The organism is Sphingobium sp. LB126 (assembly GCF_002795205.1).
Lineage (GTDB): Bacteria > Pseudomonadota > Alphaproteobacteria > Sphingomonadales > Sphingomonadaceae > Sphingobium > Sphingobium chungbukense.
On record NZ_NETV01000002.1, the window covers coordinates 204,123 to 219,421 of the forward strand.

Here is a 15,299-nt window from a genome sequence, read left to right on the forward strand (position 1 = left end):
GCGTTCAGCCGCGCCGGGGCAGGCGCGGCACGGCGTCGGACTGGCGACGGACCAGGCTGTAATTGAGCTGCGCGAGCTTTTGTGCATTCGTCGCTTCGCCATTGCGCAGGGCATGGGCCAGCAGCGTCATGGCGGCCCGGCTCATATCGCGGATCGGCTGGCGGATGGTGGTCAGCGTCGGCCAGATCGCGGCCGCCAGGGGCGTATCGTCAAAGCCGCAGACGGTCAGGTCCGCAGGGACGCTGATCTGCCGCTGATGGGCGATGGTGATGGCGGCCGCCGCCATGTCGTCATTGCAGGCGAAGATCGCGCTGGGCGGGGAAGGCAGGGCCAGCAGACGCTCCGTCGCCTCCAGCCCCGAGCGATAGCTGAAATCGCCCTCCACGACCCACTCGTCCTCCACCGTCAGGCCATGGTCCGCCATCGCCTGGCGAAAGCCCTCCAGCCGTCGCGCGCTGGCCCGGTGCTGCGCATTGCCCTGGATGAAGGCGATGCGGCGGTGGCCCAGGCCAATCAGGTGACGGGTCATCTCGCTGGCGGCTTGCCGGTCGTCGATCGCCACGACCATCGCGCCTTCCTGCCCCTGGTCGGGCGCGATCGCGACGCGGAGAATGCCGTGCCGTGCCAGCGCGTCCGTCAGTTCGTCCCAATCGCACAGGGGCGGCGGCACGATGACACCGGCAACGCGCGCCTGAAGGATCTGGGCGATGATGTCCTCCGCCGATGAAGCGGCGTCGCATTGCTCCACCACCAGATGGAGATGGTGCCTGGCCGCCTCGTCCAGCCCGCCCAGCAGCAATTCGCCCAGATAGGCCGATGTCGTGGTGTTGCGGTACAGCAGCGCGACCCGCCGGTCGTCGCCCCCGGCCAGGGCACGCGCCGTGGCGTTGGGTGCGTAGTGGAGGTCCTCGATCGCCTTCTCGACCTTCGCGCGGGTCTGCGGGCTGACCCAGCTCTGCTTGTTGACCACGCGCGAGACGGTCATCACCGACACGCCTGCCCGTGCGGCCACATCGCGGATCGTCGGCGGTTTCCGGTCGTTCATAATGGATCGTGCCCTAGCGTCGCCTGGCGTCGAAAGCCAGTCATGGATGCCCCGGCGCGTGTGGAAATTGCAGGGCCTTGTACCAGTTCAGATCATGTTCCGGTGTCGCCGCGCCGGCCGGCAGGGGGCGTTTCGAAATCGACTGGAAATAGGCGATGCTGGCGTCGCGCCACCATTGCGCCTCCCGGTGCTGGATGCGCAGGAAAGTCTGCGTCTTGGCAAAGCGTTCCGCATCGATCGCGGGGCGCAGGTTTTCCCATGTCTTCTGCATGCCCGCGACATAGGCGACGCCCGCGTCATAATGGCGGATGAGGGCATTCCACAGGGTTTCGCCCGATTTCAGCTTCGTGTCCCAGCCGACATGATGGAACCAGAGCAGGTCGCGTTCGGGCGTCGTTTTCGGGTCCGCCAGCATCATCGCGACCGCCGGCGCATATTGGGCGACGGCGTTGCTGCCCGTCTTCGTACGGTCGAAGCCTATGCCTTGCGCGTCGGCCTTGTGATAATAGGCCGGGTTCCATTCCGGCCGGGCGAGGTCGGCAATCCATGGCGCGGGGCCATAATGATGGCCTGTCCCCATGAGATGGGTGAGGCCCAGCGGGGTCATGTAATCGACCGCGGCCTCGCGCGATCCCATCATCATCGCGACGACGGGGTCGATGACCTTCGCATCCGCCGAAAATGTCTGGGCCGCCCATTCGCGGGCGATGGCCTGCGCCGACAGATCGGGATTCCAGGCGAGGCGGCCGAAGGCATACCAGTCCGCCTGGTTGAAGATCGATCCGCTCCAGTCGCGGTCCACACCGATATTGGCGACCCCGGCAATGCCCGTCAGCCTGTGGCCCTCCAGCGAACCGTCGATCACCCTGGCGATGGTCGAACCCTTGCCACGGGCGAAGGTGTCGCTCTTCAACGTCTCCTCGAACAGCGTGCCGAGATAGGTCAGATGGGTGGACTGGCCCAGATATTCCTTGGTGATCTGGAATTCCATCATCAATGGCGTCCTGGGCATCGCGCCGAAGAGCGGATGGAACGGCTCGCGCGGCTGGAAGTCGATCGCGCCGTTCTTCACCTGCACCAGCACATTGTCGGCGAACTGCCCGTCCAGCGGCTTGAAGTCGCTATAGGCCTGCTTGGCACGATCGTCCGGATTGTCATGGGCGTAGACGAAGGCGCGCCACATCACGATGCCGCCATGCGGTTTCACCGCCGCTGCCAGCATGTTCGCGCCGTCGGCATGGGTGCGCTTGTAATCCTGTGGCCCGGGCTGGCCCTCGCTGTTCGCCTTGACCAGGAAGCCGCCGAAATCGGGGATCGCCCGATAGATTTCATCCGCCTTCGCCTTCCACCAGGCCGCGACCTCCGGGTCCAGAGGATCTGCGGTCCTGAGGCCGGAGAGCTCCATCGGCGCCGTCCATTTGACAGACAGATAGACCTTGATGCCATAGGGGCGGAAGATGTCGGCCAGCGCTGTGGCCTTGGCGATATAGGGCGCGGTCAGGCTGTCCGGCGAGGCGTTGACATTGTTGAGCACCGTGCCGTTGATGCCGATGGAAGCGTTTGCCCGGGCATAATCCGTGTAGCGCGGCCCCTTCCAGTCGGGCAGGCGCCACCAGTCCCAGATGGATTGCCCGGCATAGCCGCGCTCCACCGTGCCATCCAGATTGTCCCAATGGTTGAGCAGCCGCAGCTTCACCCGCGGCGCGCTGCGTATGTCGAGCCGATCGAGCGAGGCGCCGGTTTCCGCCAGTCGTAGATAGGCATAGGCGCCGTACAGCAAGCCCATATCGCCGTTGGCGGCGATCACGGTCACGGACTGGCCGTTCAGCGTGACCGAGCGAATGGCATAGCCTTCCTCGCCGAGCCCATCGAGCTTCACGGGCAAATCGGGCGCGGCGGATGGGGTGGCCAGCCAGATCGCCCCGTCCCGGGGCTTGTCGGCCTGCACAGGTGCGACACCGGTGGCGCCGGAAAGGCCGCGCATCAATTCATCGCGGGCGGCAAGGGCGGTCGCGCCGCGGCCGGGGGCGACGATCGCGGTTGCGTGCCTGGCCAGATTCCCGCCGTCCTCCACCTTTGCATGGCGCAGCCACAGATCATAGCCGTCCTCCGCCATGGCGGGTGCCGTCATGATGCTGGTGGCGATGGTCCAGACAAACAGGCGCGCGAACATAAATCCCCTTTCCTCTCCATTCCTGTCTTCGTCCCGATTCAAGCTTTGCACCGAAGGGCATTGACAGGCCGCTCTTGTCTGAGCAATGTTAACGCTATCAGTTGCGGTGGGGCAAGCAAAAAGCTCAGACCCGCCGAAAAAGGGAGAGGCTGTTTGGATATCCGGTTTCGCAAGCTGTTGTGCGCGGCTTCCGCGCTGACGCTGATGGTCGGGATGCCTGGCGTGCCTGCCATGGCGGTGCCCGCTTCGAACGCCGCGAAGCCACTCTACAAGGATGCGGCGGCGCCCATCGAGTCGCGTGTCGACGATTTGCTGTCGCGTATGACGCTCGACGAAAAAATCGCCCAGATCACCGCGGTCTGGACCGATAAGGTCAAGATTTTCGATGACAGGCTGCAACTCGACCCTTCGAAGCTCGACGGAGTTTTTCCCCACGGAATCGGGCAATTCACGCGTCCCTCCGATGCCAAGGGTGCCTTTTCCCCGCGCGAAGTGCCTGGCCGCAACCCGCGTCAGACGGTCGCCCTGGTCAATGCCCTGCAACGCTGGGCGACAACCGGCACACGCCTTAGCATCCCGATCCTCTTCCATGAGGAAGGGCTGCATGGCTATGCGGCTGTTGGCGCTACCAGCTTCCCGCAATCGATCGCCATGGCTTCGTCCTGGGACCCGGACATGGTGCGTGAGGTGAACGCGGTGATCGCCCGCGAAATCCGCTCGCGCGGCGTCAGTCTCGTCCTCTCGCCCGTGGTCGACATTGCCCGCGACCCGCGTTGGGGCCGGATCGAGGAAACCTACGGCGAAGACCCCTATCTGGTCGGAGAAATGGGCGTCGCTGCCGTGGAGGGCTTGCAGGGCAAGGGCCGCTCACGACTGCTGCCGCCCGGCAAGGTCTTTGCCACGCTCAAGCATCTGACCGGCCATGGCCAGCCCGAAAGCGGCACCAATGTCGGCCCGGCGCCCTATTCGGAACGCGAGTTGCGCGAGAATTTCTTCCCGCCCTTCGAACAGGTTGTGAAGCGCACCGGGATCGAGGCGGTGATGGCCAGCTATAATGAGATCGACGGCGTGCCGTCCCATGCCAATCGCTGGCTGCTGCACGATGTGCTGCGCGGTGAATGGGGCTTCAAGGGCGCGGTGGTCAGCGACTATTCGGCGGTCGACCAGTTGATGAGCATCCACCATATCGCCGGCAGTCTGGAGCAGGCGGCCGGCCGCGCGCTGGATGCGGGGGTGGATGCGGACCTGCCCGACGGCCTGTCCTATGCGACGCTCGGCAAGCTGGTGCGCGAGGGCAAGGTCAGCGAGGCACAGGTCGACCGGGCCGTGCGGCATATGCTGGAATTGAAGTTCCGCGCCGGACTGTTCGAAAATCCCTATGCCGATGCGGCGGCGTCGGAGAAGATCACCAATAATGCGGAGGCGCGCGCGCTGGCGCTGAAGGCGGCGCAGCGCTCGATCACCCTGCTCAAGAATGATGGCATGTTGCCGCTGAAGCCCGAAGGCACCATTGCGGTGATCGGCCCCAGCGCCGCCGTGGCGCGACTGGGCGGCTATTATGGCCAGCCGCCGCATACAGTGTCCATCCTGGAGGGGATCAAGGCAAAGGCCGGCGCCCGCGCGAGGATCGTCTTCGCGCAGGGGGTGAAGATCACCGAGAATGACGACTGGTGGGCGGACAAGGTCACCAAATCCGACCCCGCCGAAAACCGCAGGTTGATCGCGCAGGCGGTGGAGGCCGCGCGCCACGTCGACCGCATCGTGCTGACGCTGGGCGACACGGAACAGTCGAGCCGCGAGGGCTGGGCCGACAATCATCTGGGGGATCGCCCCAGCCTCGACCTGGTGGGCGAGCAGCAGGAGTTGTTCGATGCGCTGAAGGCTTTGGGCAAGCCGATCACCGTGGTCCTGATCAATGGCCGCCCGGCCTCGACCGTGAAGGTATCGGAACAGGCCAACGCGATCCTCGAAGGCTGGTATCTGGGCGAGCAGGGCGGCAATGCGGTGGCGGACGTGCTGTTCGGGGACGTCAATCCGGGCGGCAAGCTGCCCGTCACGGTGCCGCGTTCGGTCGGGCAGTTGCCGATATTCTACAACGTCAAGCCCAGTGCCCGGCGCGGCTATCTGTTCGATACCACCGATCCGCTTTATCCCTTCGGTTTTGGCCTCAGCTACACCAGTTTCACCCTGTCGGCGCCGCGCCTGTCGGCCACGAGGATCGGGGTTGGCGGAACCGCCAGCGTCTCGGTCGATATACGCAACAGCGGTCAGCGCGAAGGCGATGAGGTGGTCCAGCTCTATGTCCGCGACAAGGTCAGCTCCGTCACGCGCCCGATCAAGGAATTGAAGGGCTTCCAGCGGGTGACGCTGAAACCTGGCGAAGTGCGAACCCTCACCTTCATCGTCGGGCCGGAAGCGCTGCAAATGTGGAACGATCATATGGATCGCGTCGTCGAGCCGGGGGATTTCGAGATCATGACCGGCAACAGTTCGGTCGCGCTCCAGTCCGCGACGCTGACGGTGACGCCATGAGCGGCTTCGCACGTCGTCAGGCGCTGGGCCTGCTTGCATCGACATCGTTGATCGCGGCCGCGCCTGCGGTTGCAAAAGGGAAGGGTGGTCCGCTCTACAAGGATGCGTCGGCGCCCATCGACCTGCGCGTCAGGGACCTTCTCTCACGCATGACGCTGGAGGAAAAGGTCGGCCAGATCATCGCGCTCTGGGCGACCAAGGCCGACATCATGGATGACCTCACCTTCTCGCCCGCCAAGGCGAGCAGGGCCTATCCCCAAAGCTTCGGTCAGATTACCCGGCCCTCCGACAGGCGCGGTGCGCCCAATGGCTCGACCCAGGCCGGCGGCGTCGGCGCGCGCTGGCGCACCCCGGCCGATACGGTGGCCTTCGTCACGGCGGTCCAGAAATGGGCGCGGGAGGAAACGCGGCTCGGTATCCCCGTGCTGTTCCACGAGGAATCGCTCCACGGCTATATGGCCACCGATGCGACCATGTTCCCGATGGCGATCGGCCTTGCGGGCAGCTTCGACCGCCCGTTGATGGAGGAGGTCCAGTCGGTCATCGCCCGCGAGGTCCGCGCCCGTGGCGTGCATCTGGCGCTGTCGCCCGTGGTCGACATCGCCCGCGACCCGCGCTGGGGCCGGATCGAGGAGACTTTCGGCGAAGACCCCTATCTCTGCGGCGAGATGGGCGTCGCCGCCGTGCGTGGCCTGCAAGGCGATGGCAGGCAGATCGGCCCGGACAAGGTCATGGCGACGCTCAAGCATATGACCGGCCACGGCCAGCCGCAAAGCGGCGAGAATATCGCGCCCGCACCCATCTCCCAGCGGGAGTTGCGCGAGAATTTCTTTCCGCCCTTCCGGGAGGTGGTGAGGCGTACCGGCATTGCCGCCGTCATGCCGTCCTACAATGAAATCGATGGCGTCCCCTCGCACCAGAACCGCTGGCTGCTGAACGACATATTGCGCGGCGAATGGCATTTCGACGGCGCGGTGGTCAGCGATTATGGCGCGGTGCCCGAACTCGACACCATCCATCATGTCCAGCCCGATCCGGAGGCGGCGGCCCGTGCCGCACTGCGGGCGGGCGTCGATTGCGAGCTGCCCGATGGCCAGACCTATCGGACGCTCGTCGAACAGGTCCGCGCCGGAAAAGTCCCCCTGCAAGCGGTCGATCTGGCCTGCACCCGGATGCTGACGCTCAAGTTCCGCGCGGGCCTGTTCGAAAATCCCTGGCCGAGGAAGGATTATGACCGGCTGACCGGCAATGCGCAGGCGCGCGCGCTGGCGCTCAAGGCCGCGCATCGGTCGATCGCGCTGCTCAAGAATGACGGCACGCTGCCGCTCACTCCGGGCGCGCACAAGCGGGTCGCGGTGATCGGTCCCAATGCCGCCATTGCCCGCTTGGGCGGCTATAGCAGCATTCCGCGCCAGGCCGTCTCGCTGCTGCAAGGCGTGCGCGAGAAGCTCAAGGGACAGGCGGAGGTCGTCCATGCGCAGGGCGTCTTCATCACCCAGAGCGAGGATCGCTCCGTCGACGAAGTGTTGCTGGCCGATCCGGCCAGGAACCGCGACCTGATCGCGCAGGCCGTCGAGGTCGCGAAAACGGCCGACATCATCCTGCTCGCCATCGGCGATACCGAACAGACCAGTCGTGAAGGCTTTGCGAAGAACCATCTGGGTGACCGCACCAGTCTTGATCTGGTGGGTGAACAGAACGACCTGTTTGCCGCCATGAAAGCCACGGGCAAGCCCTTGGTCGTGTGCGCGATCAACGGCCGCCCGCCCAGCTATCCGGCGGTGGTCGATGGGACCAATGCGCTGCTGGAGTGCTGGTATCCGGGGCAGGAGGGCGGCACCGCCATGGCCGATATCCTGTTCGGCGATGTCAACCCCGGCGCGAAGCTGCCCGTTACCGTGGCGCGCGATGCGGGGCAGGTTCCGATCTTCTACAACCGCAAGCCTTCTGCCCGGCGTGGCTATGTGTTCGAGGATATTTCCCCGCTTTTCCCCTTCGGCTTCGGCCTCAGCTACACCAAGTTCGAATTCGGGCCGCCCCGCCTGTCGTCGCCGCGCATCGGCACCGGCGGCGAGGTGACGGTGGAGGTCGACGTCCGCAATGTCGGGCAAAGGTCGGGCGATGAGGTGGTCCAGCTCTATGTCCGCGACCAGACAGCCAGCGTTACCCGGCCGGTCAAGGAACTGAAGGGCTTCGAACGCGTCACGCTCGCGCCGGGCGAAAGCCGCACCGTGCGCCTGACGCTGACGCCCGTCGCCTTCACTCTTTGGAACCTCGACATGGAGGAGGTGGTCGAACCCGGCCTCTTCGACATCATGACCGGGCCGGACAGCGAGAATCTCCAGAAAACGACGCTTGAAATCATCTGAACAGGATCGTTCCCATGCCCAAGATCATAGACGCCAAGGTCATCGTCACCTGTCCCGGCCGCAATTTCGTCACGCTCAAGATCATCACCGACGAGGGGATTTGCGGCCTGGGCGATGCAACGCTCAACGGCCGCGAACTGTCGGTGGCAAGCTATCTCACCGATCATGTCATCCCGTGCCTGATCGGGCGCGACGCGCACCGGATCGAGGATATCTGGCAATATCTCTACAAGGGCGCCTATTGGCGGCGCGGGCCGGTGACGATGACGGCCATCGCCGCGGTCGACATGGCGCTGTGGGACATCAAGGGCAAGATTGCGGGTCTGCCGGTCTATCAGCTTCTGGGCGGGGCGAGCCGCGAAGGCGTGATGGTCTATGGCCATGCCAACGGCACGAGCATCGAGGATACGGTCAATGTCGCGCTGGAATATCAGGCGCAGGGTTACAAGGCGATCCGCTTGCAATGCGGAGTTCCCGGCATGGCATCGACCTATGGCGTGTCGAAGGACAAATATTTCTACGAACCCGCCGACGCCGACCTGCCGACCGAGAATGTCTGGAACACGTCCAAATATCTTCGCGTCGTCCCTGAACTCTTCAAGGCCGCGCGCGAAGCCTTGGGCTGGGACGTGCATCTGCTGCACGACATCCATCACCGTCTGACTCCGATCGAGGCAGGGCGCCTTGGCAAGGATCTGGAGCCTTATCGCCCCTTCTGGCTTGAGGATGCGACGCCCGCGGAAAATCAGGAAGCGTTCCGCCTGATCCGCCAGCACACCACCGCGCCGCTGGCGGTGGGTGAGATTTTCAACTCGATCTGGGATGCCAAGGACCTGATCCAGAACCAGCTCATCGACTATATCCGCGCGACGGTGGTGCATGCGGGCGGCATCACCCATTTGCGCCGCATCGCCGCGCTGGCCGATCTCTATCAGGTCCGCACCGGCTGCCACGGCGCGACCGACCTGTCGCCGGTCTGCATGGCCGCCGCGCTGCATTTCGACCTCAGCGTGCCCAATTTCGGCATTCAGGAATATATGCGGCATACGGAAGAAACCGATGCGGTCTTCCCCCATGCCTACAGCTTCGAAAACGGCATGATGCATCCGGGCGAAGCGCCGGGCCTGGGCGTCGATATCGACGAGGAACTGGCCACCAAATACGAATATAAGCGCGCCTTCCTGCCGGTGAACCGGCTGGAAGACGGCACGATGCATAGTTGGTGATGCTCGTGACGATCCTACAGTCCCTCTCCCGCAGGGAGAGGGAAGGAGCCGCGGAGCGGTGGGAGGGTGAGGGCGGTTTGCACCTCACCCTCACCCTTCCCGTCGCCTTCGGCGACGGGCCTCTTCCCTCTCCCAAGGGGAGAGGGAGATGACAAAACCCTCCGGCAGGGTCCGCTGGATCGTCTGCGGCCTGCTTTTCGCGGCGGTGGTGCTCAGCTATGTCGACCGGCTGGTCCTGCCGACATTGAAGCCTGATCTCCAGGCCCGCTATGGCTGGAGCGAGAGCGGCTATGCCGACCTCGCCATCTGGTTCCAGGCGGGCTACGGCATCGCCTATGTCTTCTTCGGGCGGCTGATCGACCGGATCGGCGCGCGCGCGGGCTATGCGCTGGCGGTCGGGCTTTGGACCGCGGGCCATGTCATGCACATCTTCTTCACCTCGACGGCGGGGATGCTCTTCGCGCGCATCCCGCTGGCCATCGGGGAGGCGGGAACCTTCCCCGCCGCCATCGCCGCGACCAACGAATGGTTCCCGAAGAAGGAACGCGCCTTCGCCATCGGCATCTTCAACGCCGGGTCCAATGTCGGCGCCATCCTGACGCCGCTGATCGTGCCGGTCATCGCCGTCACTTTGGGCTGGCGCTGGGCCTTCATCCTGACCGGCCTGCTGACGGTGGTGTGGCTCGCGGCATGGCTCGGCTTCTATCGCCGCCCGCGCGAGAAGAAGGGGCTGAGCGCGGAAGAACTTGCATGGATCGAGGCGGACCCCCAGGAACCGCCGCGCCCGGTCCAATGGCGCACCCTGTTCCGCCATCGCCAGACATGGGCCTATATCATGGCCCGTTTCCTGATCGATCCGGTGTGGTGGACCTTCCTCTTCTGGCTGCCCGACTTCTTCAACAAGCAATATGGCGTGAAGATGATGGACTTCGGCCCGCCGCTGATCGCCGTCTATCTGATGGCGGATGTGGGGTCGGTCACGGGCGGCTGGCTGTCCTCGCGCCTCATGGGCCGGGGCATGAGCACCAACCGCGCGCGCAAGACCGCCATGTTCTGCGCCGCGCTCTGCGCCCTGCCCATCGCCTTCGCCGCGCAGGCGCCATCGCTATGGATCGCGGTCGGGCTGATCGGTCTGGCCTGCGCCGGGCATCAGGGCTTTTCCGCCAATGTCTATGCGCTGCCGGGCGACCTCTTCCCGCGCTGGATGGCGGGGTCGGTGGTGGGCTTGGGCGGCCTGTCCGGAGCCGTCGGCGGCATGTTGATGGCGAAGTTCGCGGGCATCATCCTCGAAAGCGTCGGCAGCTTCCAGCCGATCTTCATCGTCGCGGCCTGCGCCTATCTGATCGCGCTGCTGGTCCTCCATCTCATCGCGCCGCGCTACGCGCCCGTCACTCTTTCGGAACCTCGTTCATGAAGCCTCTCATACTCCATCCCGACCGGCTGTTTCCGTCCGACCCGCGTACCCGTGCCATAGCGCGCGCCTTGCACGCGACGGTCAAGGATTTGCCCATCATCAGCCCGCATGGCCATACCGACCCGCGCTGGTTCGCCACTGACGCAGCCTTCGCCAATCCGTCCGAACTGCTGATCGTGCCGGATCATTATGTGTTCCGCATGCTGATGAGCCAGGGCGTGAAGCTGGAGGAACTGGGCGTGCCGACCGTCGACGGCAGCGCGACGGAGAGCGATCCGCGCGCCATCTGGCACCGCTTTGCCGCCCATTATCACCTGTTCCGCGGCACGCCGTCGCGCCTGTGGCTGGACTGGGTCTTTGCCGAGGCGTTCGGCATCGACGTGCGGCTGGAGCCGGAGACGGCCGATCACTATTACGACATCATCGACGCGGCATTGAAGACGCCCGATTTCCGGCCACGCGCCCTGTTCGACCGCTATAATATCGAAGTCATCGCGACCACCGAAGGTCCGCTCGATCCGCTCGACCATCATCGCGCCATCCGGCAATCGGGCTGGGGAGGGCGGGTCATCACCGCCTATCGCCCCGACCCGGTCATGGACCCCGACATAGCCCGCTTCGCCGACAATGTCCGCGCCTTCTGCGCCATGGCGGGGGAGGATGCGGGCAGCTTCGCCGGCTATCTGCGAGCGCATGAAAAGCGCCGTGCCGACTTTCGCGCGGCAGGCGCGACCTCGACCGACCATGGCCATCCGAGCGCCTTCACCGTCCACCTGCCCCGGACGGAGATCGAGGCGCTCTATGCCAAGGCGCTCGCCGGTCCCGTCAGCAGCCGCGACGCCGAACTGTTCCGCGGCCATATGCTGGTGGAGATGGCGCGCATGTCGATCGACGACGGTATGGTGATGCAACTCCATCCCGGCGTGCATCGCAGCCATAATGCCGCGGTGCTGGCGCGCTTCGGCAGGGACAAGGGCGGCGATATTCCGGTTTCCGGTGAGTTCGTGCGGGCATTGAAGCCGCTGCTGGACCTCCATGGCAATGATCCGCGCCTGACGCTGATCCTCTTCACCCTGGACGAGGATGTCTATTCGCGCGAACTGGCGCCGCTGGCGGGCCATTATCCCGCGCTCCGGATCGGCCCGCCCTGGTGGTTCCATGACAGTCCGGAAGGAATGCGCCGTTTCCGCGAGCGCGTGACCGAAACGGCGGGCTTCTACAACACCGTCGGCTTCAACGACGATACCCGTGCCTTCCTGTCGATCCCGGCGCGGCACGACGTGGCCCGCCGGATGGATTGCGCCTGGCTGGCCCAGTTGGTCGCGGAGCACCGGCTGGAGGAGGATGAGGCCTTCGAACTGGCCCGCTCCCTGTCCTATGACCTGGCGAAACAGGCTTATAAATTGTGAACCGGCTGTCCTCCGCTACGCTGGACCGCCTGCCCGCCGATGTTGTCCGCCCCGCCTATGACCGGGCGGAGGTCCGATGCGGCGTCGTCCATCTCGGCATCGGCGCCTTCCACCGCGCCCATCAGGCAGCGATATTCGACGATGCCCTGAACGCGGGCGACCTGCGTTGGGGCATTGTCGGCGCGTCGCTGCGCTCCGTGCAGGTGCGCGACCAGATGGCGCCGCAGGACGGCCTCTACACCATGTTGGTGCGCGACGGCGTGTCGGAGCAGGCCCGCATCATCGGCGCCGTGCAGCGCGTCATCGTCGCGCCGGAAGATCCACGGGCGCTGCTGGAGGCGCTGGCATCGCCCGACACGCATATCGTCACGCTGACCGTCACGGAGAAAGGATATAAGCTTGATCCCGCCACCGGCGCATTGATCGAGGATGATCCGCAACTCGTCGCCGACATCGCTTCGCTCGCCCGCCCGCAGACCGCGCCGGGTTATCTGGTGGCGGCGCTGGCGATGCGGAAGGCGGCGGGCCTTCCTCCCTTCACGGCGATCAGTTGCGATAATCTGCCGCATAATGGCGCGCGGCTGCGGGGTGCGGTGCTTGACCTGGCCCGCCGCCACGATCCGGCGCTGGCCGACTGGATAGCGGAACGGGGCGCCTTTCCCCAGACCATGGTCGATCGCATCGTCCCTGCCACCACCGGGGAGGATGTCGCCGCGCTTACGACCCGCTTCGGCATCGTGGACCAGGCGATGGTCAAGACCGAACCCTTCCTGCAATGGGTGATCGAGGACCGCTTCTGCGGCCCGCGCCCGGCTTTCGGTTCCGGCGTCCAGTTAACCGCCGCCGTCGCCCCTTGGGAAGAGGCGAAGCTGCGCCTGCTCAACGGTGCGCATAGCGGCATCGCCTATCTAGGCGGGCTGGCCGGCATGGAGCATGTCCATGAAGTGCTGGCCCTGCCGCAGGCGCGCGCCTTCGTCGATGCGCTCTGGGACGAGGCGCAGACCACGCTCTCGCCACCGCCCGAGCTGGACATCGCGGCCTATCGCGACGCGCTGATGGCGCGCTTCGACAATCCCACGCTGCGTCATCGCACCCGTCAGATCGCCATGGACGGATCGCAGAAACTGCCCCAGCGGCTGCTCGCGCCGATCATGGCCCGACTGGGAACGGGGCAGGGGATCGCGGCGCTGTCCCTCGCCTTCGCAGCCTGGGTACGCTGGCAGGCGGGGCAGGACGATCTCGGTCAGGTCCATGAGGTCGATGATCCATTGGCGGACGCGATCGCCGCCAGCCTTGCCGATGCGGTCACGACGGAGGAACGGGTCGCCGCGATCCTCCGCTTCGATGCGGTGGTTCCGCCCGCATTGGCGTCGAATACCGCCTTCCGTGCGGCACTGGTCCGCTGGCTCACCATCCTCGAAACGCAGGGCGCCCTTGCCGCGCTCGCGACCTTCCACGGAGAGACATGATGCAGTTTGCGAAGATCGGCTCGACCTTCACCGCGCTCGCTTTGGCCGCCGCCGCGCAGGCCGAACCGCCGCGGCTGGTGAAGCAGGGCACCGCCACCCAACTCACCGTGCAGGGCAAGCCCATGTTGCTGATCGCCGGGGAACTGGGCAACAGCAGCGCGTCGAGCGCGGCCTATATGGCGCCGCACTGGAAACGGCTGAAGGCCATGCACCTCAACACCGTGCTGGCCCCGGTGTCATGGGAACTGATCGAGCCGGTCGAGGGGAGGTTCGACTTTTCCTCGGTCGACGCGCTGATTCGCGAGGCGCGGGCCAATGATCTCAAACTTGTCTTCCTTTGGTTCGGAGCGTGGAAGAACAGCATGTCGACCTATGTGCCCGGCTGGGTGAAGCGCGATCAGGTCCGCTTCCCGCGCGCGCAACTGCCCAATGGGCAGGGCGTCGAAATCCTCTCCGCCATGGCACCCGCCACGCTGGAGGCGGACCAGAAGGCCTTTGCTGCGTTGATGGCGCATATCAAGACGGTCGACGACCGGCAGAACACCGTGCTCATGACCCAGGTGGAAAATGAGATCGGCATGCTCCCTGTCGCGCGCGACTATGGCCCGCTGGCGGATGCCGCGTTCAAGGGGCCGGTGCCCGCCGAACTCATGAACTGGCTCCAGCAGCATCGTGACAGCCTGGTGCCGCAGATGAAGCAGCTCTGGGAGGAACAGGGCGCCCGGACCGGAGGAACATGGGCGGAGGTGTTCGGCCCTGGCCATCAGGCGGAGGAAATCTTCACCGCCTGGCACTATGCCTGTTTCGCCGATGCCCTGACCCGTGCGGGCAAGGCGGCCTATGCCATGCCGATGTATGTCAATGTGGCGCTCAATCGTCCCGGCCGCCTTCCGGGCGAATATCCGAGCGGCGGGCCGCTGCCGCATCTGATCGATATATGGAAGGCGGGGGCGCCCGCGATCGATTTCCTGGCGCCGGACATTTATTTTCCCAACTTCGTCGACATCGTGAACGTCTACAAGCGGCCTGACAATCCGCTGTTCATCCCCGAAGCCAATAATGCCGACCATCCCCAGGTGCCGGGCAATGCCCTTTATGCGATCGGCAAGCTGGATGCGATCGGCTTCGGCCCTTTCTCCATCGAGTCGATCGATGAGAAGCCAGGAGCGTTGGGCGAAGCCTATGGTCTGTTGAAGCAGCTTGCCCCCCATATCCTCGCTGCGCAGGGGTTGGGGCGCATGTCCGCCTTTCGCCCAAAGGCGTTGTATGACGAAACTCTGGTCTATGAACCGATCACCGAGAAGATCGGCGATTATCGTTTCACAGTCGCCTTTGCCGATATTCAAAAACCCGTCGCCACTCCTGATACCGCTAACGCGGGAGGGATAATCATCCAGACCGGCGCCGAGGATTATCTGATAGCGGGGCAGGGTATCACCGTGACCTTCGCCCCGCTGGGGCCAGGACCGAGTCTTGCGGGAATAGACAGTGCCTGGGAAGGTGAATTCGACGCGCAGGGGCGTTGGGTCGCAGGGCGGCTGCTGAACGGTGACCAAACCCATCAGGGTCGTCATATCCGCCTGCCGGCTGGGAAATTCCAGATCCAGAAGATACGTTTATACCGTTACCAATAAAGCGGCTTCAGGGATTGACAAAAATAAC

Annotated in this window: 9 protein-coding genes; 7 read left to right on the top strand and 2 right to left on the bottom strand. The window is 64.9% G+C overall.

What is annotated here, in order from left to right:
* Positions 1 to 4: 4 nt before the first annotated feature.
* Together CAF53_RS17210 and CAF53_RS17215 are read right to left on the bottom strand one after the other, a co-directional pair.
* The gene (locus CAF53_RS17210; RefSeq protein WP_100238986.1) at positions 5 to 1,045 is read right to left on the bottom strand and encodes a LacI family DNA-binding transcriptional regulator; all 1,041 of its coding nucleotides are present in this window, start codon (positions 1,043 to 1,045) and stop codon (positions 5 to 7) included.
* A 40-nt stretch (positions 1,046 to 1,085) separates the two neighbouring features.
* On the bottom strand, positions 1,086 to 3,218 hold the full coding sequence (locus CAF53_RS17215; RefSeq protein WP_100238987.1) for an alpha-glucuronidase family glycosyl hydrolase: 2,133 nt from the start codon (positions 3,216 to 3,218) through the stop codon (positions 1,086 to 1,088).
* A gap of 204 nt (positions 3,219 to 3,422) precedes the next feature.
* Here CAF53_RS17215 and CAF53_RS17220 point away from each other — a divergent pair, with 204 nt between their 5' ends.
* From CAF53_RS17220 to CAF53_RS17250, 7 genes are all read left to right on the top strand, one after another.
* Entirely contained in the window at positions 3,423 to 5,750 is a 2,328-nt protein-coding gene (locus CAF53_RS17220) for a glycoside hydrolase family 3 N-terminal domain-containing protein (RefSeq protein WP_100239529.1), read from the top strand.
* Positions 5,747 to 8,119, top strand: a complete 2,373-nt coding sequence (locus CAF53_RS17225; protein ID WP_100238988.1) for a glycoside hydrolase family 3 N-terminal domain-containing protein — start codon at positions 5,747 to 5,749, stop codon at positions 8,117 to 8,119. The genes CAF53_RS17220 and CAF53_RS17225 overlap by 4 nt, the downstream gene beginning before the upstream one ends.
* A 14-nt stretch (positions 8,120 to 8,133) precedes the next feature.
* Positions 8,134 to 9,345 carry a D-mannonate dehydratase ManD gene (gene manD / locus CAF53_RS17230; protein ID WP_100238989.1) on the top strand — a complete coding sequence of 404 codons (1,212 nt, stop codon included), beginning with the start codon at positions 8,134 to 8,136 and terminating at the stop codon, positions 9,343 to 9,345.
* Positions 9,346 to 9,493: 148 nt separating this feature from the next.
* Positions 9,494 to 10,759 (top strand): MFS transporter, encoded by a 1,266-nt coding sequence (locus CAF53_RS17235; protein ID WP_100238990.1) that lies wholly within the window; start codon positions 9,494 to 9,496, stop codon positions 10,757 to 10,759.
* Complete coding sequence (gene uxaC, locus CAF53_RS17240; protein ID WP_100238991.1) at positions 10,756 to 12,168, top strand: glucuronate isomerase; 1,413 nt, start codon at positions 10,756 to 10,758, stop codon at positions 12,166 to 12,168. The genes CAF53_RS17235 and uxaC overlap by 4 nt, the downstream gene beginning before the upstream one ends.
* Entirely contained in the window at positions 12,165 to 13,637 is a 1,473-nt protein-coding gene (locus tag CAF53_RS17245) for a mannitol dehydrogenase family protein (protein WP_100238992.1), read from the top strand. The genes uxaC and CAF53_RS17245 overlap by 4 nt, the downstream gene beginning before the upstream one ends.
* On the top strand, positions 13,634 to 15,271 hold the full coding sequence (locus CAF53_RS17250; protein ID WP_157801284.1) for a DUF5597 domain-containing protein: 1,638 nt from the start codon (positions 13,634 to 13,636) through the stop codon (positions 15,269 to 15,271). The genes CAF53_RS17245 and CAF53_RS17250 overlap by 4 nt, the downstream gene beginning before the upstream one ends.
* The last annotated feature ends 28 nt before the right edge of the window (positions 15,272 to 15,299 follow it).

Coding starts and splice junctions, on each gene's coding strand:
- CAF53_RS17210 (WP_100238986.1), bottom strand. CDS start 1,045: ATGAACGACCGGAAACCGCCGACGATCCGCGATGTGGCCGCACGGGCA.
- CAF53_RS17215 (WP_100238987.1), bottom strand. CDS start 3,218: ATGTTCGCGCGCCTGTTTGTCTGGACCATCGCCACCAGCATCATGACG.
- CAF53_RS17220 (WP_100239529.1), top strand. CDS start 3,423: ATGGTCGGGATGCCTGGCGTGCCTGCCATGGCGGTGCCCGCTTCGAAC.
- CAF53_RS17225 (WP_100238988.1), top strand. CDS start 5,747: ATGAGCGGCTTCGCACGTCGTCAGGCGCTGGGCCTGCTTGCATCGACA.
- manD (WP_100238989.1), top strand. CDS start 8,134: ATGCCCAAGATCATAGACGCCAAGGTCATCGTCACCTGTCCCGGCCGC.
- CAF53_RS17235 (WP_100238990.1), top strand. CDS start 9,494: ATGACAAAACCCTCCGGCAGGGTCCGCTGGATCGTCTGCGGCCTGCTT.
- uxaC (WP_100238991.1), top strand. CDS start 10,756: ATGAAGCCTCTCATACTCCATCCCGACCGGCTGTTTCCGTCCGACCCG.
- CAF53_RS17250 (WP_157801284.1), top strand. CDS start 13,634: ATGATGCAGTTTGCGAAGATCGGCTCGACCTTCACCGCGCTCGCTTTG.